Annotated in this window: 17 protein-coding genes and 2 pseudogenes; 14 read left to right on the top strand and 5 right to left on the bottom strand. The window is 73.7% G+C overall.

Going from position 1 to position 23,417, the window contains the following annotated elements:
• The first annotated feature begins 12 nt into the window (after positions 1 to 12).
• Positions 13 to 852, top strand: a complete 840-nt coding sequence (ssb, locus tag O7626_RS26465) for a single-stranded DNA-binding protein (protein WP_278063789.1) — start codon at positions 13 to 15, stop codon at positions 850 to 852.
• Between the two features lie 233 nt (positions 853 to 1,085).
• Here the strand turns inward: ssb and O7626_RS26460 are convergent, their stop codons facing one another.
• Positions 1,086 to 2,468 (bottom strand): acyltransferase, encoded by a 1,383-nt coding sequence (locus O7626_RS26460; protein ID WP_278063788.1) that lies wholly within the window; start codon positions 2,466 to 2,468, stop codon positions 1,086 to 1,088.
• A 135-nt stretch (positions 2,469 to 2,603) separates the two neighbouring features.
• On the opposite strand from O7626_RS26460, the gene O7626_RS26455 reads away from it, so the two are divergent.
• From O7626_RS26455 to O7626_RS26445, 3 genes and pseudogenes are all read left to right on the top strand, one after another.
• Positions 2,604 to 2,786, top strand: a complete 183-nt coding sequence (locus O7626_RS26455) for a hypothetical protein (RefSeq protein WP_278063787.1) — start codon at positions 2,604 to 2,606, stop codon at positions 2,784 to 2,786.
• Between the two features lie 23 nt (positions 2,787 to 2,809).
• Positions 2,810 to 3,949, top strand: a complete 1,140-nt coding sequence (locus tag O7626_RS26450) for a cobalamin biosynthesis protein (protein ID WP_278063786.1) — start codon at positions 2,810 to 2,812, stop codon at positions 3,947 to 3,949.
• A pseudogene (locus O7626_RS26445) lies at positions 3,946 to 5,625 on the top strand (cobyric acid synthase); the annotation flags it as partial. The gene O7626_RS26450 and the pseudogene O7626_RS26445, both read left to right, overlap by 4 nt.
• Here the strand turns inward: O7626_RS26445 and O7626_RS26440 are convergent.
• Positions 5,524 to 5,934 carry a rhodanese-like domain-containing protein gene (locus O7626_RS26440; protein WP_278063785.1) on the bottom strand — a complete coding sequence of 137 codons (411 nt, stop codon included), beginning with the start codon at positions 5,932 to 5,934 and terminating at the stop codon, positions 5,524 to 5,526. The pseudogene O7626_RS26445 and the gene O7626_RS26440 sit on opposite strands and share 102 nt — an antisense overlap.
• Positions 5,935 to 5,992: 58 nt before the next feature.
• Here O7626_RS26440 and O7626_RS26435 point away from each other — a divergent pair.
• The 3 genes and pseudogenes from O7626_RS26435 to O7626_RS26425 form a co-directional block, all read left to right on the top strand.
• Positions 5,993 to 6,541, top strand: a pseudogene (locus O7626_RS26435) (hypothetical protein); the annotation flags it as partial.
• A gap of 160 nt (positions 6,542 to 6,701) precedes the next feature.
• Complete coding sequence (locus O7626_RS26430) at positions 6,702 to 7,880, top strand: M48 family metallopeptidase (protein WP_278063784.1); 1,179 nt, start codon at positions 6,702 to 6,704, stop codon at positions 7,878 to 7,880.
• Positions 7,881 to 8,008: 128 nt separating this feature from the next.
• Entirely contained in the window at positions 8,009 to 9,373 is a 1,365-nt protein-coding gene (locus tag O7626_RS26425; RefSeq protein ID WP_278063783.1) for a dipeptidase, read from the top strand.
• 70 nt (positions 9,374 to 9,443) lie between these two features.
• On the opposite strand, the gene O7626_RS26420 is transcribed toward O7626_RS26425, so the two are convergent.
• Complete coding sequence (locus O7626_RS26420) at positions 9,444 to 11,183, bottom strand: hypothetical protein (RefSeq protein ID WP_278063782.1); 1,740 nt, start codon at positions 11,181 to 11,183, stop codon at positions 9,444 to 9,446.
• Positions 11,184 to 11,371: 188 nt separating this feature from the next.
• On the opposite strand from O7626_RS26420, the gene O7626_RS26415 reads away from it, so the two are divergent.
• Both O7626_RS26415 and O7626_RS26410 read left to right on the top strand, forming a co-directional pair.
• On the top strand, positions 11,372 to 11,578 hold the full coding sequence (locus tag O7626_RS26415; RefSeq protein ID WP_278063781.1) for a hypothetical protein: 207 nt from the start codon (positions 11,372 to 11,374) through the stop codon (positions 11,576 to 11,578).
• Positions 11,579 to 11,657: 79 nt separating this feature from the next.
• The gene (locus tag O7626_RS26410; RefSeq protein ID WP_278063780.1) at positions 11,658 to 13,427 is read left to right on the top strand and encodes an ATP-dependent DNA ligase; all 1,770 of its coding nucleotides are present in this window, start codon (positions 11,658 to 11,660) and stop codon (positions 13,425 to 13,427) included.
• A gap of 46 nt (positions 13,428 to 13,473) precedes the next feature.
• On the opposite strand, the gene O7626_RS26405 is transcribed toward O7626_RS26410, so the two are convergent.
• Positions 13,474 to 14,358 carry an SURF1 family protein gene (locus O7626_RS26405; protein ID WP_278063779.1) on the bottom strand — a complete coding sequence of 295 codons (885 nt, stop codon included), beginning with the start codon at positions 14,356 to 14,358 and terminating at the stop codon, positions 13,474 to 13,476.
• 210 nt (positions 14,359 to 14,568) lie between these two features.
• On the opposite strand from O7626_RS26405, the gene O7626_RS26400 reads away from it, so the two are divergent.
• A complete protein-coding gene (locus O7626_RS26400; RefSeq protein WP_278063778.1) occupies positions 14,569 to 16,785 on the top strand; it encodes a cobyrinate a,c-diamide synthase in 2,217 nt (738 codons plus the stop codon).
• A 43-nt stretch (positions 16,786 to 16,828) separates the two neighbouring features.
• Positions 16,829 to 17,410 (top strand): GNAT family N-acetyltransferase, encoded by a 582-nt coding sequence (locus O7626_RS26395; RefSeq protein WP_278063777.1) that lies wholly within the window; start codon positions 16,829 to 16,831, stop codon positions 17,408 to 17,410.
• Between the two features lie 67 nt (positions 17,411 to 17,477).
• Here the strand turns inward: O7626_RS26395 and O7626_RS26390 are convergent, their stop codons facing one another.
• Positions 17,478 to 19,643 (bottom strand): transglycosylase domain-containing protein, encoded by a 2,166-nt coding sequence (locus O7626_RS26390; protein WP_278063776.1) that lies wholly within the window; start codon positions 19,641 to 19,643, stop codon positions 17,478 to 17,480.
• A 144-nt stretch (positions 19,644 to 19,787) separates the two neighbouring features.
• On the opposite strand from O7626_RS26390, the gene cobC reads away from it, so the two are divergent.
• The 3 genes from cobC to cobA are packed head-to-tail and all read left to right on the top strand — an operon-like array spanning position 19,788 to position 23,409.
• On the top strand, positions 19,788 to 20,969 hold the full coding sequence (gene cobC / locus O7626_RS26385; protein WP_278063775.1) for an Rv2231c family pyridoxal phosphate-dependent protein CobC: 1,182 nt from the start codon (positions 19,788 to 19,790) through the stop codon (positions 20,967 to 20,969).
• Entirely contained in the window at positions 20,969 to 22,051 is a 1,083-nt protein-coding gene (gene cobT / locus O7626_RS26380) for a nicotinate-nucleotide--dimethylbenzimidazole phosphoribosyltransferase (protein ID WP_278066325.1), read from the top strand. Before cobC ends, cobT begins: the two co-directional genes overlap by 1 nt.
• A complete protein-coding gene (gene cobA, locus O7626_RS26375) occupies positions 22,048 to 23,409 on the top strand; it encodes a uroporphyrinogen-III C-methyltransferase (protein ID WP_278063774.1) in 1,362 nt (453 codons plus the stop codon). Before cobT ends, cobA begins: the two co-directional genes overlap by 4 nt.
• Positions 23,410 to 23,417: the final 8 nt, after the last annotated feature.

Raw genomic sequence — 23,417 nt, 5'->3', positions numbered from 1 at the left:
TGTGGAGGGACGATGTTCGATACCTATGTAACTATCGTCGGCAATGTACTGACTGCTCCCGAATGGCGGCGTACCACCCAGAGCGGCACGCTGGTGGCGAACTTCAAGGTGGCCTCGACCGCACGACGCCTCGACCGGGAGAGCGGACGCTGGGTCGACGGCAACAGCCTGCGGGTCAGGGTGAACTGCTGGCGGAAACTGGCGGAGGGCGTCGCCTCCTCGGTGATGGTCGGCGACCCGGTCGTCGTGGTCGGCCGGCTGTACACCCGGGACTGGACCGACGACGCCGGCAACCACCGCACGATGTACGAGCTGGAGGCGGTGGCGGTCGGCCACGACCTGTCCCGGGGGAGGGGGCGCTTCGCCCGTAACCGACCGTCGACGGTGACCTCCTCGATGGAGGAGGCGGAGGCCGAGGCCCGGGTGCATGGCGAGGTCACCGAGTCGGTGGCGCCCGGGGAAGCGCCGGCACTGCCCGACGAGCGCGCGTTCGACGACGACGGCGAGTTTCCTGGCCTGCCGGTTCCGCCGGACCAGGGCTTCTATCCGGTACGCCTGCCGGACGATCCCTTCGACGGCCGGATCGACCTCGACGGACAGCCCGACGGTCGGTTGACCGATCCGGGCGAGGTGATCACCTCCAGGGCCGGCGGCGACCCGTACGGCCGGCCCGCCAGCGTCGATGAGCAGGACGGTACCGACGAGCGGGAGGGCGCCGACGAGCGGGAGGGCGTCAACGGACCAGAGGACCCCGACGGGCGGGACGGCGCCGATGAGGCCGTTACCGCAGACCTCGGCAAGTCCGGCGGTGCCGGTCGTGGTCGCCGTGGCCGGATGCCGGTCTCCGTCTGAGTGCCGCACACCTCCGGCCCAGGCGCTTCCGGTCTGAAGGGGATCGGCCTGGATGTTGCCTGGGCCGGCGGTCCGGCCGGTTAGCCGGCCGGACAGCGGGTCGCCCGGATCGACGTGGTGGTCGCCTCCGCACCGCCGTCCGGGCCGGCCAAGGGTGGGGAGGGCGGTCGTGGCACCGGCCGACCTCCCCACCGAGCCGTCGAGCACTCATTGTGGGGACAAACGGTCGTGGCCTAGGCCCTCGCCTGTTGCCGATCGGCGGACGCGTCTGGGGACTCCTGGTCGCGGCGGGGCGCAGGCACCAGCCGGGAGGGCCGGTCGTCGGGACCGCCCCGGCCGGGCCGGCCCGGCTCCGGCCCGGCCGCGCTCTCGACGACCTTCCCGGCCACGCCCTCGACGACCGGCCCGGCCGCGCCCTCGACGACCTTTCCGGACGGTGGCGATGTGGGTCGGGGACGTCGTCGACGGCCGAGCAGACGCATCATCGGTGTCTCGACGAACCGGAAGAGCAACCAGGCGGCAGCCAGGCTCACCACCAGCATGGCGACCGCGACGACCGGACCCTGCCAACCGGGAAAGCCGCCGGAGTGCCCGGCGAAGCGGAAGATGGCCTTGATCAGGAAGACATGGACCAGGTAGAACGCGAACGAAACCTCGCCGAGCCAGACCAGCGTTCGGGACCGCCACGGCGACCAGCGACCGGTGGTGTCCGCCCGAGCCGCGCTCGCGATCACGAGTACGTAGCCGAAGGCCAGCACGGTGGTCCAGAGTTCGGCGCGGATCCATTCCATCGACGCCACCCAGATCGCGACGAAGAGGGCGGTGGAGAAGAGCAGTCCCGGCCCGCGCCACTTTCCGCGCAGCATCAGTTCGGCGGCGGCGACGCCCATCCAGAACTCGAAGGAACGCACGATGGGGAAGATCTGGGTGAACCACCAGCGGGTGTCCTCCGGCAGCAGTTGCTGACCCGGCCACATCGCCAGGATGAGCAACGGCATGGCGACGACGACGGCGTAGAGCTGCCACGCCCGCATCCGACGGATCAGTGGGAGGGCGAACGGCAGCGAGAGATAGAAGAACATCTCGCAGGCGAGCGACCAACTGACGTTGTTGATGCTGTAGAAGTAGCCGTCGACCGGAATCCAGGCCTGGACCAGGAACAGGTTGGCCAGGGCTGCCTTCAGGTTGACCGGATCGGCCCAGTAGACCGCGAGCGCCATGACGACGGCCCAGGTGACGAGGTGGTTCGGATAGATCTTCGCCGCGCGACGCCGCCAGAACGCGCGCTTCGTGTCACCGGGCCGGGCGGACCAGACCAGTACGAACCCGCTCAGGATGAAGAAGAACTGCACCCCGGAGAGGCCGAGCGTGAATACCCAGTCGACCACCTGGCGGTAGTCGGGCTCGGCGACGATTCCCATCGTCCCGACGTGGAAGCCGAAGACCAGCATCGCGGCGACCCAGCGCAGCCCGGTGAGCGACGGCAGCCGGTGCAGGGCGGCGCCCGCACCGGCCCTTGCCGACGTGCCACCGCCGGCCGATCGACCGGCCATGTCGTCAGGCGGGGACGGGTCGCTGCCGTACGCCTCTTCGGAGACGGGCGTCACACTGGTCATCGGACCTCCTCGATGGGCACATCGATGGCCAGCACTTATGCCTCCGGTCGGCTGGATTGTTCCGAGATGTCCTGTCCTGCGGCGATCTTCAGCCGCGTACACCCGCTGTGGCGAGTCCGCCCGCGACCCTATCCGGTGCCGGAGCGGATCGGCGCGGGCATGCTCCCCGGTCGTCCTGCCGCACCGGTCACGGCGCTGGTCAGCACGGCGCTGGTCAGCACGGCGCTGGTCAGCACGGCGCTGGTCGGCACGGTGCTGGTCAGCACGGTGCTGATCCGGCCCGGTGCGGTCGGACTAGGCTCCCGGGCGGGGAGGTGATCCGTGTGCGAGCAGACGGCAGCTTGTCCGGAAACAGCCGGTACCGGCAGCAACGGCAGGAACGGCAGCAGCGACAGCGACGGCAGCAACGGCAGCACCAGCCGCGAAGGCAGTACGGCGGCGCGGCCAACGCCGCCGGGCTGGTTGCCGGCTACGCCCTGGACGCGATCTTCGGCGACCCCCGACGGTGGCACCCGGTCGCCGGATTCGGGCAGTTCGCCACCGCGCTCGAACGGCGGACGTACCAGCCTCGGCGTACCTCGGGTGCCGGGTTCGCGGCCCTGGCGGTCGGCGTACCTGTGGTGCTCGGCGGGGTGGCGGCGGTCGCGACCCGGCAGCGACCGCTGGCCCGTACGGCGTTGGTCGCCGCCGCCACCTGGACGGTGCTCGGCGGGCGGACGCTGCGCCGGGAAGCCACGGTGATGAGCCAGGCCCTGCGCCGGGCGGACCTGCCGGCGGCACGGCTACGGCTGGGCCACCTCTGCGGGCGGGACCCGGCGACGCTCGACGAGCCCGAACTCGCCCGCGCCACGGTCGAGTCGGTGGCGGAGAACACCTCTGACGCTGTGGTCGCGCCGCTGGTCTGGGGTGCGGTGGCGGGACTGCCCGGGCTGCTGGGCTACCGTGCGGCGAACACCCTGGACGCGATGGTCGGGCACCGGTCCGAGCGGTACGCCCGGTTCGGCACCGCAGCCGCCCGCCTCGACGACCTGCTCAACCTGCTGCCCTCCCGGCTGACCGGGCTGCTCACCATCGTCGCCGCGCCGCTGGTCAGGGGTGACCGGACGCGTGCCTGGCAGGTCTGGCGGCGCGACCGGGCGGACCATCCGAGTCCGAACGCGGGCCAGTGCGAGGCGGCGATGGCGGGCGCCCTCGGGGTACGCCTGGGTGGTCGCAACGTCTACTTCGGACGCTCCGAGGTCCGGCCCTTCCTCGGCGACGGTCCCCGGCCGGAGGCCCGGCACATCGACCGGGCCGCCCGGCTCTCCGGCGCGGTTGGACTCGCCGCCCTGGCCCTGACGGCGGCCTACGCGGCCACCAGCCGGGCGCGTCGGGCGACGACGGGTTGGCTCGTCCGCGGTCGGCTTCCGTTCCCGCTTTCGCTTCCGCTTCCGCTTCCGGTCCGGGAGTCGACGAGCCCGGCGGAAGCGATGCGCCGGTGAGCGGCGGGCTGCTGGTCGCCGGCACCACCTCGGACGCCGGCAAAAGTGTGCTCACCGCCGGCATCTGCCGCTGGCTGCGTCGCCAGGGGGTCCGGGTGGCGCCGTTCAAGGCACAGAACATGTCCAACAACTCGGCGGTGGTGGTCGGGCCGGACGGCCGGGGCGGCGAGCTCGGCCGGGCGCAGGCGATGCAGGCCGCCGCCTGCGGACTCCCGCCGGACCTGCGGTTCAACCCGGTACTGTTGAAGCCCGGCAGTGACCGGTCGAGTCAGGTGGTACTGCTCGGCCGGGCCGTCGACACGATCACCGCCGGCAACTTCCGTACCCTCCGTCCCCGGCTCGCCACGGCCGCCTTCGAGGCGCTCGCCGAGCTGCGCGGCGAGTACGACGTGGTGGTCTGCGAGGGGGCCGGCAGCCCGACCGAGATCAACCTGCGGGACACCGACTACACCAACATGGGGCTGGCCCGGCACGCCCGGCTGCCGACGATCGTGGTCGGCGACATCGACCGGGGTGGCGTCTTCGCCTCGATGTTCGGCACCCTCGCCCTGCTGGACGCCGCCGACCAGGAACTCGTGGCCGGCTTCGTGGTCAACAAGTTCCGGGGAGATCTCGACCTGCTCCGACCCGGGCTCGACATGCTGACCCGGCTCACCGGGCGGCCGACGTACGGGGTGCTGCCCTGGCACGTCGACCTCTGGCTGGACGCCGAGGACTCCCTCGCCTACGGGCGGGTGCTCGGCCGGCCGGCGGCTCCGAAGGGCGACGAGTGGCTGGACGTGGCGGTGGTCCGGCTGCCCCGGATCTCCAACGCCACCGACGTGGAGGCGCTGGCCACCGAGCCGGGGGTACGGGTGCGGCTGACCGTCGAGCCGGCCGAACTGGCCGCCGCCGACCTCGTCGTACTGCCCGGGACCAAGTCGACGGTGGCCGACCTGGACTGGCTGCGGAGCACCGGACTGGCCGAGGTCGTGCACGCGCACGTCGCCGCCGGCCGGCCGCTGCTCGGCATCTGCGGCGGCTACCAGATGCTCGCCCGCGGCATCGACGACGAGGTGGAGAGCGGGCGCGGCCACGTCGCCGGCCTCGGCCTGCTACCAGTCGAGATCACCTTCGGCGCCGCCAAGACGGTGACCCGCTCGGTGGGCACGGCGTTCGGAACCGTCCCGGTCGAGGGCTACGAGATCCACCACGGCTACGTCTCCGGCGCCGCCGATCCGGCACCGGAACCCCTGATCAGGTACTCGGACGGCCGGTCGGAGGGCGCTGCCGTCGGCAACCTCTTCGGCACCCACTGGCACGGTGCCTTCACCTCGGACCAGTTCCGCCGCCGCTTCCTCACCGAGGTTGCCCGGCTCGCCGGCCGGCACGGCTTCCAGGTCGCCCCGGACACCTCGTTCGCCGCAGCCCGGGAACGCACCCTCGACATCCTCGGCGACCTGGTGGAGGAACACCTCGACACCGCCGCCCTACGGCGGCTCGTCGAGCAGGGCCCACCGGCCGGCCTGCCGTTCGTGCCCCCAGGCGCCCCGCCAACCCCCGGCCCGACCGGGCCGGGTGATCCGGTGTCGGAGTCACCTCCGCACGTCGGCCGGGCCGGCGGTACACGGCAGCCCGGCCCGCCGCCAGGCCTCGAAGCCGCCGATCAGGTCCGTCGCCCGCCACAGGCCGATCGCCCGGAGGCTCGCCGCCGCCAGACTGGAGCTGTACCCCTGCCGGCAGATCACCACGATCTCGAGGTCGTAGCCGACCGCCTCCGGGATCCGTGACCCGCTCGCCGGATCGAGCCGCCACTCCAGCACGGTCCGGTCGATCACCAGCGCGCCCGGCAACTCGCCCTGCTCCGCCCGCTGCGGATCGGTACGGGTGTCCACCAGCAGCGCCCCGCGCCGGCTCGCCGCGAGCGTCTCCGGCGGATTCAGGCGGCGTACTCCGGCACGGGACCGCGCCAGCAGCGCCGCCACCCCCCGATCGTGGTCGAACACCCGATCATTGTGTCCCCGCCCAGCTCGACGCGGAGTAGGGTCGGCGTCAGTGTCACCGATGGTGGAGTCGTACGCTGACTGTGCGGTCCGGATCCTGAACCGGCCGGCGCGGCTGGGCCGGACCCGACTGGTCGCGGTCGACGGGCCGAGCGGCGCCGGCAAGACCGTCTTCGCCAGCCGGTTGGCGGCCGCGTTCGAGGTGACCGTGCCGGTGGTGCACACCGACGACCTGCTCGACGGCTGGGCGGACCAGTTCACCTTCTGGCCCCGGCTGGAGGAGTGGATCCTCGCCCCGCTGCGCGCCGGCCGGCCCGCCCGATACCGCCGGTACGACTGGATCCGCGGCCGGTTCGGGCCCGACTGGATTGTGCTGCCGCCCGCCCCGGTGGTGATCGTGGAAGGAGTCTCCAGCGCCCGTGCGGCGATCGCCGCCGAGGTGACGCTGGCCGTCTTCGTCTCCGCACCGGCACGGCTGTGCCGGGACCGCACCCTGGCCCGGGACGGCACCGCGCTGGTACCCGCGCTGACGGTCTGGCGACGCGGCGAACGGGCACACTTCGCCGCGGACCGTACCCGCGAACGGGCCGACCTGGTGGTGGACGGCGCCGCCGGCCCGGCGCAGGAGAGTGCCGCCGGTCCGGCGCGGGACAGCACCGCCTTCCACCGGATCCGGTGACCGACCGACCCTCGTCCGCTTATGGACGTATCCGGGTCACTGCGGCACGATCGGCAGGAGAAAGCCGAGCAGCGGCCGGGCGGGGGACCCCATGACGACAGGCGGCACGAGTGGCACTCCCGCCCGACGGCGGGTGGCACTCAGCGGTATCAGCTCCCGCGCCTGGGAACACCCGGCCGACCGTGGCGCGCTCACCGCGTTGCGCGAGCTGCGCGGCTTCGACGACGTGGTCAAGGCGTTCTTCGGGATGTGGAACGAGCGCGGCTTCCGGCTCTCCTACCTGGCCGCCGCGATCCGGGTCGACCACCGGCAGTACTCGCGGGTCTACCGGCTCTACGCCGAGGCCGGCGCCGCGCTCGACGTGCCGGAGCTGCCGGAACTCTTCGTGACCCAGTCGCCCTGGCTGACCGGCGAGGCGATCGGTCTCGAACGGCCGTTCATCGTGCTCAGCTCGGCCTGCGTCAACCAGCTCGACGACGACGAACTCCGCTTCCTGCTCGGCCACGAACTCGGGCACGTGGGCAGCGGACACGCCGTCTACAAGACCATCCTGACCATCCTGACCCGGTGGGCGGCCAACCTGAGCTGGCTGCCGGTCGGCGCGCTCGCCCTCCGGGCGATCATCGCCGCCATGCTTGAGTGGTGGCGCAAGGCGGAACTCTCCGGCGACCGGGCCGGGCTGCTCGCCGGCCAGGATCCGGCGGCGGCGCTCCGGGTGCTGATGAAGATGGCCGGGGGCGGCGACCTGAGCCAGATCGACACGGCCGCCTTCCTGGAGCAGGCTTCCGAGTACGACGGCGGCGGTGACCTCCGGGACAGCCTGCACAAGATCCGGATGACCGCCTGGAGTACCCACCCGGTGCCGGTGGCCAGGGCGGCGGACCTGCGCAGGTGGGTCGACTCCGGCGAGTACGCCAGGCTGCTCGGCGGTGACTATCCGCGCCGGGAGGACGACGACCTGACCTCGGTCTCCGCCGAGATCAAGGCGGCGGCGGAGTCGTACCGGGAGGCGTTCGAGCGCTCCCAGGACCCGCTGGTCGGCCTGCTGCGCCGGCTCGGCGACGGCGCCACCGACCTCGGCGACTGGGCGGGCGGCACCGCGGGCCGGGCCCGCTCCTGGATGAACGCGGCGGGCGAGGCCGCCGCCCGAGCCGCCGGACGGACCCGCCGGGGTGCCAACCCGGGCCCGAGCGGCCCCTCCCGGGCGGACACCGGGCCGGACGGCGGTGGCGGCGAACCGTCCCCGCCGACCGACGACACCCAGCCGTAGCAGCCGGTCCAGAACTGCCCAATTCCTTCCTCGGCCGCGCCTGTATGCCGCTCCGAGCTGGGCCGGCGCCGGCCGGGTCCGGGGACTCGGACGATCAGGTCGGGCCCGCGCAGCCTACGATCTTCGGCATGACCACGACTATCCGCACCGAGTCCGAACTGCGTGCCGCGGTCGAGCGCGAGATGCCCGGCGTACGAGCCGACCTGGAGCGGCTGGTCCGGATCCCCGGCATCGCCTTCGAGGGATTCGACCACTCCCACGTCGAGCGTTCCGCCGAGGCGGTCGCCGAGCTGCTGCGCGGCTGTGCCCTCGACGTCCAGGTGGTCCGGTCCGGCGGCCAGCCGGCGGTGATCGGCCGGCGTCCCGCCCCGCCCGGCGCGCCGACGGTACTGCTCTACGCGCACCACGACGTGCAGCCGGTCGGCGACCTGAGCCTCTGGCAGAGCGAACCGTTCGAGCCGGTGGAGCGGGACGGCCGGCTCTACGGACGGGGTGCCGCCGACGACAAGGCGGGCATCCTCGCCCACGTCGCCGCGCTGCGGGCCTTCGGCGACGCGCTGCCGGTCGGCGTGGTGCTCTTCGTCGAGGGCGAGGAGGAGTACGGCTCCGATTCGCTGGAGCGGCTGCTCGTCGAGCACCGGGACGAGATCGCCGCCGACGTGATCGTGATCGCCGACTCGGGCAACTGGGACATCGGCGTACCGGCGCTGACCACCTCGCTGCGCGGCATCGTCAACTGCTTCGTCGAGGTTCGCACGCTCTCCCAGGCCGTGCACAGCGGCATGTTCGGCGGAGCGGTACCGGACGCGCTGACCACGCTCTGCCGACTGCTCGCCACCCTGCACGATCCGGCCGGTGACGTGGCGGTGGACGGGCTGGTCAGCGCGGCGGGTGCCACCGTCGACTATCCGGAGGAGCGGCTGCGTACCGAGGCCGGGATGCTCGACGGTGTCTCGTTCGTCGGCACCGGCCGGCTGACCGACCGGTTCTGGAACAAGCCCGCGATCTCGGTGATCGGGCTGGACGCACCGTCGACCGCCGAGGCGCCGAACGCGCTGGTCCCGTCGGCCAGGGCGAAGCTGAGCGTCCGGCTGGCCCCGGGCGACCAGGCCGCGAAGGCGTACGCGGCGCTGACCGAGCACCTGAACCGGCACGTACCGCACGGGGCGAGCGTCACGGTGACCCTGGAACACGACGGCGAGCCGTGCGTGATCGACGCCTCCGGCCCGATGTACGAGGCGGCCCGCGCCGCCTTCCGGACCGCCTGGGACGGCGTCGAGCCGGTGGACATGGGGGTGGGCGGTTCGATTCCGTTCATCGAGACGTTCCGTCGGATGTTCCCGGAGGCGGCGATCCTGGTGACCGGCGTCGAGGATCCGTACGCGCGGGCCCACGGGCCGAACGAGAGCCTGCACCTGGGCGAGTTCGCCCGGGTCTGCCTCGCCGAGGCGCTGCTGCTGGCCAAGGTCGCCGAGACCGCCACCGCCGACTGACGCGCCGACTACCACCGCCGGCTGGCTCCCGGGAGCACCGACTGACTCCCGGGAGCGGTGCGGGTGGTGGTTACTCGGCGGGCGGGGGCGCGGCCGCTCGGCGGCGCCGGCCGAACAGCAGCAGTACCGTGCCGAGCAGCAGGGCACCGGCACCGATGGCGGCGATCGGGCCGGTCCGTACCCCGGTGATCGGCAGCCCGTCGTCCGCGCCGCCGCCACCGCCCGGCTCGTTGACCAGGATCTGGGTCGTGTTGCTCTTCGGACCGCTCTCCGTCGACGGGCCGAGGCCGCGGACCGTGATGGTGCCGCCGGTGACGGTCGCGGACTTGATCTTCACCCGGACGACGGTCGAGACCACACCGGCGCCGGAGGCGGTCGCCGGCCACCTGTCGTCGGTGCGGCAGTCGACCTCGGTCAGCTCGGCGACCGCCGCGCCCTGCTCGTCCTGGAACGCGCACCACTGGCTGGGCAGCAGCACGGTGCCGCTCGGCGCGACGATCCGCCAACCGGCGGCACCGTCCGACGGCCCGTGGTTGGTGACGGTGTACGGCACCTCCACGGTGTCACCGACCGAGCCGGTCACCGCCGTCGCGCGTACCTCCAGATCGTGGCTGTTGGACTTGGTCCAGACCGCGAACTCGGCGACGTGGGGTTGGGCAGCGGTGGCCGGCCGGGCCGGGCCGGGCCCGTCGGTGTCGTCCTGCCGGTCCGGCGTGGTCGTCGGCTCGTCCTGGCCCGGCCGTTCCGGTGTGGTCGTCGGCTCGTTCCCGCCCGGCCGTTCCGGCGCGCGGGGCTTGCCCCGGGCCGGCTGCCCGGCCCCGGCCCGCGACTCGGCCGCAGTCCGCAGTTGCCCGACCCTCTCGGCCAGCGACGGCCCGTCCGGCGTCCCGGCCCCGCGCCGGGCCTCGGCGAGTGGCTGCTCCAGCACGTCGACCTCGAACCGGCCGGTCTCCTCGGCGGGGCCCGCCAGGTTCTTGCCGAAGACGACGGTGAACGCCGCGTCGCCGGAGACCGGGTCGGAGAAGCCGACGCCGTTGCCCGGTTCCAGGATCACCTGCATCGGGCAGGTCACCCGCTGCGGACCGTAGACGTAACCGTCCGCCGGCTCGCCGGGGAGGTCGTCGCCGTAGGTGCAGTCCGTGTACCGCTCGGCGAAGGTGGCGCCCTGCGGCAGGGTGATCGTCAACCGGAAACCGGGCACGGTGCTGTCCCCGGAGTTGAACACGCGGGCGTGCAGCGGACGGCGGTCGCCGCCACCCACCCGCTGCTGTGCGGAACCCAGGTCGTCGACCTCGGCCGTCAGGCCCGAGCCGGTGGCCTGTATGCGCACCGGCAGCTCGTACGTCGCGGAGACCGTGCTGTCGTCGGGGCCCTGGGCCGAGACGCTGACCCGGACGCTTCCCGCCGGGCCCGGTCGGGCGCCGGGGGCACCGCGCAGCATGATCGGCTGGACCATCGTCTCCTGCCCCGGCGCCAGGTCGCCGTGCCGGCACCGCACCGTCTTCCCGGTCAGCTGGCAGTCCTGGCCGCTGCCGGCCGGGACGGTGAGGACGACGTCGCCGGTGGTGGAGCTGGCGTCGTAGACCGCGTCGAGCCCGGTCGCCGGTGCGTCCCCGGTGTTGCCGAGGTGGAAGCCGATGGTGGTGCCGGTCGCGTCGATCGTCGCCTGGGCGGCGCCGGTGACCTGCAACCGTGGCTGGGCGGCGGCCTGCGCCGGGCTGGGTGCGGCGGTCAGCGCGAGCGCCGCGGCCAGCACTGCGGCGGCAGCCGCACCGAACCGCCCGCCGGGGCGGAGGTTGGCGTTTGTCATGACTCTCCGGAGGGTCGGCGCCGGAGCCCGGGTCCGGTGGCCGGACCGCGCCTGGCTGAGGGGGAGTGTGTACACAGGACCGATGACCGTAGTTCGAAAGATAGCCCACCCGTGACACGATCGGAGGTTCGCCGGGAGAAAGCGGAGAAAGCGCCCGCCGGGATCGTCGAGACGGTAGGATTTCGAACATGAGTACGAACGAGGCCATCGCGCGGCTCGACGCCGCGGTCAGTGCGCTGCGGGACGTCGACGTCTCCGCGTGGTCCGAGGATGCGCTCCGGGACCAGCTCGGCGAGCTTTCCACAGTTCTCTGTGCGCTCGACGCCGCTCTCGCCCGGGTGGCCGACGGAGTGCGTGCCCGCGGCCTGCGGATCGAGGAACCTGCCCCGGTCTGAGCGTTCCCGCCCAGCTCAGTCGGGGGACGAGAGCCGGCCCGGCCGGAAAGATGTCGGTGGCGGCTGCCAGGATGGAGCCGTGCGCTTCGTTGACCTGGCAGCCACCTCCACCGCCGTCGCCGCCACCTCCGGGCGGCGGGCCAAGGTCGAGCTGCTCGCCGAGGCGCTGCGCAACCTCGCCCCGGCGGAGCTGGTCGCCGGCTCCGGCTATCTCGCCGGTGAGCTGCGCCAGCGGCAGACCGGAGTCGGCTACGCCAGCCTCCGCGAGCTGCCCCCGGCGGCCGAAGAGCCGACCCTGACGGTGGCCGGGGTCGACGCGGCGATAGCGGAGCTGGCCGAGGTGCGCGGGCCGGGCTCCCAGCAACGCCGCCGGGAGCTGTTGGCGGCCCTCTTCGGTGCCGCCACGACCGAGGAGCGGCGGCTGCTGCTCGGCCTGTTCAGCGGCGAGCTGCGGCAGGGTGCCCAGACCGGCCTGCTGGCCGAGGCGGTCGCCCGAGCGGCCGAGGTGCCGCTGCCGACGGTCCGCCGGGCCGTGCTGCTCGCCGGTGACCTGAAGACGGTCGCGGCGGCGGCCCTCACCGGCGGCTCGGCGGCGCTTACCGGGTTCGCGTTGCAGGTCGGTCGCCCGCTCGCGCCGATGCTGGCGCAGAGCGCGGCCTCGGTCGAGGAGGCGCTGGACGCCGTCGGGCTGCCGGCGGTGGTCGACGTGAAACTGGACGGTATCCGGATCCAGGTGCACCGCTCCGGCGACGACATCGCCGTCTTCACCCGCAGTCTGGACGAGATCACCTCGCGGGTTCCCGAGGTGGTGGCGGCGGTCCGTTCGCTGCCCGCCCGGGAGCTGGTGCTGGACGGCGAGGCGATCGCCCTCGACGCCGCCGGCCGGCCACGACCGTTCCAGGAGACCGCCAGCCGGGCGGCCACCAGGGGAGCCCGGCGGGCCGTCCGTGACGAGACCGGCCAGGGCCGGGACCCCGACGGCGCCGCCGACGACGGCTCCCGGAGCTTCGGCGCGGCGCCGGCCGAGGCGTCGACCGCCGGGTCGGTGCGCTCGGTGGGGCCGGTCGACATCTCGGAGGTGCCCCGGATCGGCAGCTCGGGTGTGGCGCCGGCCGAGATCCCCGGACCGGAGCGCCCGACGGCCGTCGCGCCCGCCGTGGTCGCGGCGGCGAGCACCGGCGGTGGAGTGGTGCTGACGCCGTACTTCTTCGACATCCTGCACCTGGACGGTGTCGACCTGCTCGACGCACCGGGACACGAGCGCTGGACCGCGCTGGCCCGTACGGTGGCACCGGCCCAACTCGTCGAGCGGATCACCGTCGACACGGCCGAGCAGGCGTCTGCGGCGTTCGCCGCGGCGGTCGACGCGGGACACGAGGGGATCGTGGTCAAGGCGCCGGAGGCGGCGTACGACGCGGGTCGGCGGGGTGCCGCCTGGGTCAAGGTCAAGCCGAGGCACACCCTCGACCTCGTCGTGCTCGCCGTCGAGTGGGGCAGCGGCCGGCGCAAGGGCTGGCTGTCGAACCTGCACCTCGGTGCCCGCGATCCGGAGACCGGCGGCTTCGTGATGCTCGGCAAGACCTTCAAGGGGCTTACCGACGAGTTGCTGCGCTGGCAGACCGAGCGGTTCCAGGAGTTGGCGGTGGAGCGCGGCGACTGGGTGGTCCGGGTGCGCCCCGAGCAGGTCGTGGAGATCGCCTTCGACGGGGTGCAGAGCAGTCCCCGCTATCCGGGCGGCGTGGCGCTGCGTTTCGCCCGGGTGCTGCGCTACCGCGACGACAAGAGCGCGGCGGAGGCGGACACCATCGACACGGTACGAGCCATCCACGCGGGCCGGCGCCCCGACTGAGTTCCCCGACCGGCACCTCCCGCCGAGCCGGGCCGACACCGACGGGTCAGGAGTTCGGCGCCGCCCCGGCCGGCAGGTCAGCCCGGCCCTCCAGCCCAGCCCGATCCTGTCCGGCTCGGTCCTGCCCAGCCCGGTCCTGTCCGGCCCGGTCCCGGTGCGCGTCGGGGTCCTTCAGGTCGCCGCGCGCCTCCCGGCGGGCCGCCCAGCCGAACCCGACCAGCGCCAGCAGCGCGAACAACCACCACTGGACGACGTACCCGCCGTTCTGCCAGTCGTTCTCGTGCCGGATCGGTATTGCGGAGAAGGCCGGATCGGCGGCCGGGGTCTGCTCGTCCAGCAGCAGGTAGGCGGAGTAGACCGGGTACGGCAACTCCCGGGCCAGCGCCGGCACGGCGATCCGCCGCGTCTCGATCCGGCCGTCCCGCCGGAGCACCGCGTCCGGCTTGCTCTCCGACAGGTGTACCCGGCCGACCACCGTCACGTCGCCGGAGGGGGCGGCGGGGATCTCGGGCCGGGTGACCGCCGCGCCGCCCGGGGCCGGCGGGATCCAGCCCCGGTCCACGAGTACGGCGCTGCCGTCGGCCAGCCGCAACGGGGTGAGCACCTCGAAACCGACCCTGCTCTGCACGGTACGGCTGCGGACCAGGATCACGTTCGCGCTGTCGTACCGCCCGGTCACGCTGACCCGGGTCCAGGCCGCGCCGGCCGGCGGCGGCTGCCCGGCGCTGCCAGCCGGGCCGTCCGGCCGGGGGAGCACCTCCTCGACCGGCACCGGTGCCAGCTTCGCGGTCTCGTCGATCCGCTGGTTGATCGCGGCCCGCTCCTGGTAGCGACTCAGCTGCCAGTTGCCCAGCAGCACCATCACGGTGGCCGCCGCCAGGGTCAGCGCGAGGATGCCCAGCCAGCGGGGCGTGAGCAGGAACCGGTACACAACACGAGGTTACCGGGCGGTTCCGGCGGTTTCCCGGGCGGCCGGCTCGGCGGGCCGGCACGGCGGCCGGTGCCGGGTATCCTCACGCGCGTCGGTTCGATCGACGGGTCGGCCGGTCCGTCCCTCGCACCACCCCCGTCCGTACCAGAACCGCCGTACCAGAACCGCCGCACCGCCCGACCGGGCCGGTGACCGCCCCGAGGAGCCGACATGATCGCCGCGCCGCGCCTAGTGGTGAGCGCACCGTCGTCCGGACACGGCAAGACCGCCATCGCGGTCGGCCTGCTCGCCGCGCTCGCCGCCCGTGGGCTGGACGCCGCCGGGTTCAAGGTCGGCCCCGACCACACCGACGCCGCCTACCTCGGACTCGCCGCCGGCCGCCCCGGCCGCAACCTCGACCCCCGGCTGGTCGGCGCGCAGCGGATCGCCCCGCTCTTCGCACACGGCTCCGGCGACGCCGAGATCGCGGTCGTGGAGGGCACGATGGGGCTCTTCGACAGCCTGGCCGGCCGGCCCGAGGTCGACTCCACCGCCGCGATCGCCACCACCCTGCGGGCCCCGGTGGTGCTGGTCGTCGACGTGGGCTCGATGGGCCAGTCGGTCGCCGCGCTGGCGCACGGCTTCCGGGCGTACGACGAGATGCTCTGGCTCGGCGGCGTGATCCTGAACCGGGTCGCCTCGGACCGGCACGAGCAACTGCTCCGGGACGCGCTGGACGACATCGGCGTACCGGTCTTCGGCGCGCTGCGCCGACGGGACCTGCCCGCCGTCCTGCCGTCCCGGCAGCACGGCGTGGTGCCGGTGATGCAGCGCGGCGTCGAGGCGTACCGGGGGGTGCGCCGACTCGGCGAGGCGATCGCCGGAGCCGTCGACCTCGACCGGCTGATGGCGCTGGCCCGCTCGGCACCCCGGGTACCGGTGACCGCCTGGTCGGCCGCGGAGGCGCTCGCCGAACTGGGGCCGGTCGACGAGGCACCGGCCAAGAACACCGTGGTGGCGCTGGCCGGCGGCCCGGCGCTGTCGTACTCGTACGCCGAGACCGCCGAACTGCTTGCCGCGGCCGGTGCCGAGGTGGTCACCTTCGACCCGCTCCGCGACGAGACCCTGCCGGCCGAGGCCGGTGCGTTGACGATCGGCGGAGGGCTGCCGGAGACGTACGCCGAGGAGCTGTCGGCGAACCGGCGGCTCTGTATCGCGGTTGCCGAACTGGCCCGTACCGGCCGACCGGTGATCGCCGAGGGTGCCGGCCTGCTCTGGCTGGCCCGGGAGTTCGACGGGCACCCGATGTGCGGCGTACTGGACGCCGCCGGGGCGAGCCTGGACCGGATCGTGGTCGGCTACCGCGAGGCGACGGCGCAGGCGGACACCCCGGTGGCCCGGCTCGGTGCCCGGGTGGTCGGCTACAAGCAGCACCGTGGCGTGCTGACGCCCCGGGCCGGACAGACCCCGGCCTGGAGCTGGGGCGGCGGCCCGCCGGAGGGGTTCGTCTGGCGCCGGGTGCACGCCTCCCAGTTGACGCTGCACTGGGCGAGCAGCCCGGTGATAGCCAGCCGCCTCGTCGCCGCCGCGGCGGCGGCTGCCAGCACGCCCGCACCCGCCACCCCGACGTCCGGAGCGCCCGCCACCCCGACGTCCGGAGCGCCCGCCACCCCGACGTCCGGAGCGCCCGCCACCCCGACGTCCGGAGCGCCCGCCGGCCCGACGTCCGGAGCGCCTGCGGCCCCCACGTCCGGAGCGCCTGCGGCCCCGGCATCCGGAGCGCCTGCTGGCCCTCCGTCCGGAGCACCCGATGGCTTGGGGGCGCCACTCTCCGGGGCATCGGTCGCTCCGGTCCCGCCGGCCTCCGTGTCACCGGCCGGCCCGGCGTCCGTATCGCCGGCCCCCCCGGGCGTGGCTGCCGGCCCGCCCGCCGGCCACCGGCCGGCCGGCCCAGCGGGTGCGCCGCCGGTGTCGAACGGTGGGGCACCGCAGGGGGCAGCCAGCCGCCCACCCGCCGGTCCGCCGAGGCCAGCGGCCGGACTGCCCGGATCTGGGCCGGCGCCGCAGCCGGGAACGAGGCCGGCCGGACTGCCCGGATCTGGGCCGGCGCCGCAGCCGGGAACGAGGCCGGCCGGACTGCCCGGATCTGGGCCGGCGCCGCAGCCCGGACCAAGGCCGGCCGGGACTTCCGGAGCGGGTTCCGCACCACGTCCCAGGCTGGTACCCGCCGACGAGCAGATGGCGCCCGGAGGTGCCGCCGACAGGCCGGTCCGGCCAGCTGACGGGCCGGATGGGGCGGGCGCGGCATCCCCGGCGGGCCGGGCGGAGGCCGAACCTGCCGCGCAGGGCGCCCGACCCGCTGGCCCGGGCGGAGCCGAGCGGGTGGCGACGTCCGAGCGGGTGGCAGGTGCCGCGCCGACCAGCCCGGCCGGTGGGCCGGTGGGGTGATCCGGTCGACGAGCGGAGCCGGCACCGGGGGTGAGCCGGCGGCATGAGCGGAGAGGTGGCGGTGCGCCGCTTTCCGACCCTGACCGTGTCGACCCCGCGGGTGCACGTACGTCCGTTGCGCCGGTCGGACGCGGCGGCGGTGTCGACGATCTTCGGCGACAAGCAGACCCAGCGTTGGCTGCCGTTCCAGCGCGAACTGGGGCAAATCGACGCGGAGTCCTGGTGCACCGAGATGGCCCAGGAACGGCGGGACAGCGGCAACGGCGACCACTACGGCGTGATCCGGCGTGAGGACGAGCGGCTGGTGGGCTGCCTCTGGACTAAACGTACCGACTGGGGAGGCCGGGTCACCGAGGTGTCGTACGCGATCGCGCCGGAGGCGCGCGGCTTCGGCATGGCCGCCGAGGCGGTCGACGCGATAGCCGTCGCGTTGATCCTGGAGCACGGTCTCCAGCGCCTCGAACTGCGGGTGGCACCCGGCAACACGGCGTCCAGACGGGTCGCGGAGAAGGCCGGGTTCACCTACGAGGGGCTGCTGCGCAACGCCGGTTACGTGCACAGCGGCCGGGTCGACCTGGAGGTCTGGTCGCTGGTCGCCGCCGACCTGCACGCGCCCGGCCACTGAACACCCGGGCTGACACCCACCCGGGCTGACACCCCACCCGGGCTGACCCACCTGGGGACTTCCCGGCTCAGCCCACGATCTCGTCCGAGGGCGGGTTGAACTGGCGTACCGGCTGGTCCTTCAGGGCCTCTTTCAGGAATCCGGCGACCGCGTCGATCGGCTTGTTCGCCGGGCCCGAACCGACCGGGTTCATCGGGCTGTCCGGATCGGAGAGGAAGCTCGCGGCGGCCAGCTCCGGGGTGAAGCCGGCGAACCAGGCGGCCCGGTCGCTGTCGGTGGTACCCGTCTTGCCGGCCACCGGCCGACCGACGATGCCCCGGACCCGGTCGGCGGTGGACCAGCCACCGCAGGAGCCCCGGGCCGGGGTGTCCCCGGTCGGGCAGCGGGCGGCGTCGGTGGCGGCCCGGGCCGCGTCGGCGCTCACCTGCTGGCTGCACCGGGGCAGCGCGATCTCGATGTCCATTCCGGTACCGGTCCGGTACGTCGCCGGCCTGCCGTCCGCCGCGACGATCGAGCTGACCGGCAGCGCCTCGCAGAACCGTCCCTCGGCGGCGACCGTCGCGTACGCGTTGGCCATCTCCAGCGGGGTGACGTCGGAGACCCCGAGGGTGAACGAACCCCACTTGTTCGCCTGGCTCGGCGACGCCTGCCGCTTGTCGATGTCGGTACGCCACTGCAACCCCAGCCGTTCCGCCAGCCGGACCACGTTCTCGGCGCCGACCTTCTGCTCCAGCCACACGAAGTACGTGTTCACCGACTTGCCGAAGCCGGACCACATGGTCTGGGTGCCGCTCATCGCGCCGCTGGCGTTCGACGGGCACCAGAATCCGCCGCAGTCGGTCGGGCCGCCGCTGCCGTCCGGATAGATCGAGACGAACCGGTGCGGCGAGTTGAACGCCGTACTCAGCGGGAGCCCGGCGTCGAGCGCGGCGAGCATGGTGAACATCTTGAACGTCGATCCCGCCTGGTAGCCGGGGAGATCCCCGCCGCCGAGCAGCGGTACCACGGTGTTCGGATAGTTGCCCTTCGTCCGGCTGCGCCTGCTCGGGTCGGAGTGCGGACCGTTCTCGCTCTGGTCCAGCGAGTAGGTCCGGTTCACCGCCATCGACCTGACGTAGCCGGTGCCGGGTTCGACGGCGACCAGGCCGTGCCCGTACGGGCTGCCGATCGCCTCCGCGCCCTGCACCTGCCCGTCGGCGATCTCCTGCATCCTCGGGTCCAGGCTGGTCACGATGGTGTAGCCGCCCCGGCGCAGCTTGTCGAGGCGCTCCAGCGAGTTGCTGCCGAAGGCCGGCTGGGTGGCCCACCACGCCTTGAGGTAGTCGCAGAAGAAGCCCCAGCTGTTGTGCTGCTCCGGGACCGACATGCAGTCGTTCGGCGGGTTGCTCAGGCGCAACTGGATCGGCTCGGCCTTCGCCGCCGCCGTGGCCTGTGCGGAGAGGTACCCCATCGCCTGCATCCGGTCGAGTACGTAGTTGCGCCGGTCGGTGGCGGCCTTCCGGTCCGAGCTGGCCGGGTCGTACGCGGTCGGCGCCTTGACCAGCCCGGCGAGGGTGGCCGCCTCGACCGGGGTGAGGTCCTTCGGCAGCTTGGAGAAGAAGATCTCCGATGCCGAGTAGATGCCGTACGCCCGGTGGCCGAAGTAGGCCGAGTTGAGATAGCGCTCCAGGATCTGCGCCTTCGTCGTCTCCTTCTCCAGGTCCAGGGCGAGGCGCATCTCGCGGAGCTTGCGGATCGGCGTCTGCTCGGTGGCCTGCCGCGCCTCCATCGGGGTCTTCGCACTGTCCCGCAGGGCCATCCGGACGTACTGCATGGTCAGCGTGGAGGCGCCCTGGGACACCCCGCCGGCCTGCTGGTTGGCGACGAAGGCCCGGAGTACGCCCTTGGGGTCGACCCCGTTGTGTTCGTAGAACCGGGAGTCCTCGGAGGCCACGATCGCCTGCTGGACGTACGGCGACATCTGCGAGAGCGGCACGTATCGGCGGTGCTCCTCGTAGAAGGTGGTAATCAGGGTGGTCCCGTCGGCGGCGTAGACGTAGCTGGTCTGCGCGGGGGCCGAGTTGAGCAGGTCGGCCGGGGTCTTCTCCACCAGGTCGGCGCCGGCCTTGGCGGCGAGCCCGCCGACCGCGACGAACGGGAAGAGCGCCGCCGCGACGACCACGCCGGAGATGACGCCAGCTCGGAACAGGGGTACGAGACGACCGGAGGTAGCCCGGGTGGTGGGGTTGGTCACCTCTTCAAGCTAGGATAAATCAAAGTAAAACCTGATAAAAATTCGCGATTATGCGACTCCACGGGCGCGGATTGATCGACAATCTGCGATCCGCCCGCCCCACCCGCTGGCCGGCACCGCCGCCCGCTCGGCAGGATCATCCCCATGTCCCGGCCCGCGCCCACACCACCACCCCACGGGCCCGCTCCCGCCCATCCCAGACCCGATCTCGGTCAGCACGATCCCGATCTCGGTCACCACGGCGACGTCGAGCTGGCCCCCGGCCTGGTGGATCTCGCGGTGAACGTCCAGCGGCAGCCGATGCCGGCCTGGCTGCGGGAGCCGATCCTCGCCTCGATGGAGACGCTTACCGCCTATCCCGACCCCGACCCGGCCCGGGCCGCCGTCGCCGCCCGGCACCGCCGCCCGGCCGACGAGGTACTGCTGACCGCCGGAGCGGCGGAGGGTTTCGTACTGCTCGCCCAGGCGTTCCGGGAAGCGCGCCGGCCGGTCGTCGTACACCCGCAGTTCACCGAACCGGAGGCGGCACTGCGGGCGGCCGGACACCGGGTGGAGCGGGTGCTGCTGCGGGCCGGCACCGGCTTCCGGCTGGACCCCGAACTGGTACCGGCCGACGCCGACCTGGTCTTCGTCGGCAACCCGACCAACCCCACCTCGGTACTGCATCCGGCGGACGTACTCGCCAGCCTGGCCCGCCCCGGCCGGGTGCTGGTCGTCGACGAGGCATTCGCGGACTCCACCCTCGGCCCCGGAGCCGGCACCCCTGCGGCAGACGCTTTCGGCGACATCACCGAACCGGACTCCCCGGCGAGCCGGCGCACCGCCGAACCCGAGTCCCTGGCGAGTCGGCGCGACCTTCCGGGGCTGGTCGTGGTGCGCAGCCTCACCAAGACCTGGGGGCTGGCCGGACTCCGGATCGGCTACCTGCTCGCCCCGGCCGGGCTGGTGCGACAGCTGGCGGCGGTACAACCGCTCTGGGCGGTCTCGACCCCCGCGCTCGCCGCGGCGGCGGCCTGCGCCACGCCCGCCGCCGTGCGGGAGGAGCGCCGGATCGCCGCCCGGCTCGCCGTCGAGCGGTCGTACCTGGTGCGTCGGCTGGGCGAACTGCCCCGGGTACGCGTCGCCGGCACCCCGGCCAGCGCGTTCGTCCTGGTGCACCTGCCCGGGGCGGCGCGGGTACGGCTGGCCCTGCGCGACCGGGGTTTCGCGGTACGCCGGGGTGACACCTTCCCCGGTCTGGGCCCCGACTGGCTGCGTCTGGCGGTACGGGACACTGCCACCACCGACCTGTTCGTGGCCGCGTTGGCCGGGATCCTGGAGGAATGATGTTGGATGCCACCCTCGCCGAGATCGGTCCCCTCGACGAGGATGCCATGGCCGCGGCGCACGACCTGCACGCCAGACTGACCAAGCCGGCCGGTTCACTCGGTGCGCTGGAGGAACTCTCGGTACGCCTCGCCGGGCTGGCCGGCGTCTGCCCGCCGCCGCTGCCCGAGCCCGCCGCGGTGGCGATCTTCGCCGCCGACCACGGGGTGCACGCCCAGGGAGTGACTCCGTGGCCGCAGGAGGTCACCGCGCAGATGGTCGGCAACTTCCTGTCCGGCGGTGCGGTGGTGAACGCGTTCGCCCGGCAGACCGGTGCCACCGTGATCGTGGTGGACGTCGGGGTGGCCACCCCGCTGGCCCAGGCCAGGGTGCCGGCGCAGCGTTCGGCGCGCGCGCTTCCCCGGCTGGTCGACGCGAAGGTCCGGGCCGGCACCCGGGACATGACGGCCCGGCCCGCCCTGACCCGGGAGGAGGCGCGCGAGGCGGTCGAGACCGGCATCCGGACGGCACACGAACTGCTCGACTCCGGCGCCGGCATCCTGGTCACCGGTGACATGGGGATCGCCAACACCACGGCCGCCGCCGCGTTGATCGCCGTCTTCACCGGGATCGACCCGGCCGAGGCCACCGGACGGGGTACCGGGATCGACGACGTCACGTACGCCCGCAAGGTCGCCGTGGTCCGGGCGGCGCTGGCCCGGCACGTACCCGATCCGGCCGACCCGCTCGGCGTGCTGGCCGCGTTCGGCGGGCTGGAACACGCGGCGCTGGCCGGTTTCGTCCTCGGCGGCGCCGCGCGGCGGGTTCCGGTGCTGCTGGACGGGGTGAACGCGGTCGCCGCCGCGCTCGCGGCGGCTGCCTTCGCCCCGGACGCGGTCGGCGCGATGGTCGCCGGGCACCGCTCGGCCGAACCGGGCGCGACCGCCGGTTTGGACCGGCTGGGTCTGCTGCCGATAATCGACCTGGGCCTACGGCTCGGCGAGGGCACCGGCGCCCTGCTCGGCTATCCGGTGGTCGCCGGTGCGGTGCGGGTACTGCACGAGGTGGCCACCTTCGACGCGGCGGGAGTGTCGGAGAAATGATCATGTATCCGCTGGCGCTGCGGCTCGCCGGCCGGCGTGTGCTGGTGGTCGGTGGTGGGGCGGTGGCGACCCGGCGGGTGCCGGCGCTGCTGGACGCGGAGGCCCGGGTGGTGGTGGTCGCCCCCGAGCTGACCCCGGCGCTGCGGGCGCACGTCGACGCGGGCCGGGTCGAGTGGGTCGCCCGGCAGTTCGCGCCGGCCGATCTCGACGGTGCCTGGCTGGTCCAGGTGGCGGTGGACGATCCGGTGGCCGCCGAGACGGTCAGCACCGCCGCGCTGGAGCGGCAGATCTTCTGCGTACGCGCCGACGACCGGGACGCCGCGTCCGCCTGGACTCCGGCGGTGACCCGGCACGGCCCGCTCACCGTTGCCGTGCTCGGCGGCGGTGACCCGCGCCGGGCGATGGCGGTCCGGGACGCCATCCGGGAGCAGTTGATCATCGGCGCCCTTCCTGCCGAGACCCCGGCCGGAGACGGTCCGGTCCCGCCGGAGGACGTCCCGGCCAGCAGGCAGCCGGCGCGTCCGGTCGGCCGGGTCGCGCTGGTCGGCGCGGGCCCCGGCGACCCCGAGCTGATCACCGTACGCGGTCGGCGGCTGCTCGCCGAGGCCGACGTGGTGGTCGCCGACCGGCTGGTTCCCGGCCTGCTCCTCGACGAGCTGCGTCCCGAGGTCGAGCTGGTGGACGCCACGAAGATCCCGCACGGTCCGGCCGCCGCCCAGGAGGAGATCAACCGGGTACTCGTGGACCGGGCCCTGGCCGGCGCCCGGGTGGTACGCCTCAAGGGCGGCGACCCGTACGTCTTCGGTCGGGGTGGCGAGGAGGCGCTGGCCTGTGCGGCGGCCGGTGTTCCGGTGACCGTGGTTCCCGGGGTGACCAGTTCGGTCGCGGCCGCCGCGGCGGCGGGTATCCCGGTGACGCACCGGGGGGTGGCGCACGAGTTCACGGTGGTCTCCGGGCACCTTCCGCCGGAGCATCCCGACTCGCTCGTCGACTGGTCGGCGCTGGCCCGGCTGCGCGGCACCCTGGTGGTCCTGATGGGGCTGAACAACCTGCCGGCGATCGCCGCCGCGCTCCGGGCGCACGGCCGGGCGCCGCAGACCCCGGCGGCGGTGGTCCAGGAGGGTACGACCGACGGCCAGCGGCTGCTCCGGTCGACCCTGGATGCCGTCGCGGCGGAGACCAGGGCGGCCAACTTCCGCCCCCCGGCAGTGGTCGTCTTCGGCGACGTGGTGACCACCCTCGCCGAGCTCCCAACCCATCCCGCCCACGGCGCTCACCGTGCCGACGGGGGCGAAGATCGCGCTGGATACGGAAAAGAGTGGCCTCAGGGGTTGGGCGAGGCCACTCTCTCCGGGTAGTAACGCGA

This window comes from Micromonospora sp. WMMD1102, assembly GCF_029626265.1.
Lineage (GTDB): Bacteria > Actinomycetota > Actinomycetes > Mycobacteriales > Micromonosporaceae > Plantactinospora.
This window is presented reverse-complemented; position numbering and strand designations above follow the sequence as displayed.

What these genes read in the sequence shown, in the direction of transcription:
- ssb (WP_278063789.1), top strand. Translation starts at nt 13, where the DNA reads ATGTTCGATACCTATGTAACTATCGTCGGCAATGTACTGACTGCTCCC.
- O7626_RS26460 (WP_278063788.1), bottom strand. Translation starts at nt 2,468, where the DNA reads ATGACCAGTGTGACGCCCGTCTCCGAAGAGGCGTACGGCAGCGACCCG.
- O7626_RS26430 (WP_278063784.1), top strand. Translation starts at nt 6,702, where the DNA reads ATGACGACAGGCGGCACGAGTGGCACTCCCGCCCGACGGCGGGTGGCA.
- O7626_RS26425 (WP_278063783.1), top strand. Translation starts at nt 8,009, where the DNA reads ATGACCACGACTATCCGCACCGAGTCCGAACTGCGTGCCGCGGTCGAG.
- O7626_RS26420 (WP_278063782.1), bottom strand. Translation starts at nt 11,183, where the DNA reads ATGACAAACGCCAACCTCCGCCCCGGCGGGCGGTTCGGTGCGGCTGCC.
- O7626_RS26415 (WP_278063781.1), top strand. Translation starts at nt 11,372, where the DNA reads ATGAGTACGAACGAGGCCATCGCGCGGCTCGACGCCGCGGTCAGTGCG.
- O7626_RS26400 (WP_278063778.1), top strand. Translation starts at nt 14,569, where the DNA reads ATGATCGCCGCGCCGCGCCTAGTGGTGAGCGCACCGTCGTCCGGACAC.
- O7626_RS26395 (WP_278063777.1), top strand. Translation starts at nt 16,829, where the DNA reads ATGAGCGGAGAGGTGGCGGTGCGCCGCTTTCCGACCCTGACCGTGTCG.
- cobC (WP_278063775.1), top strand. Translation starts at nt 19,788, where the DNA reads ATGTCCCGGCCCGCGCCCACACCACCACCCCACGGGCCCGCTCCCGCC.
- cobT (WP_278066325.1), top strand. Translation starts at nt 20,969, where the DNA reads ATGTTGGATGCCACCCTCGCCGAGATCGGTCCCCTCGACGAGGATGCC.
- cobA (WP_278063774.1), top strand. Translation starts at nt 22,048, where the DNA reads ATGATCATGTATCCGCTGGCGCTGCGGCTCGCCGGCCGGCGTGTGCTG.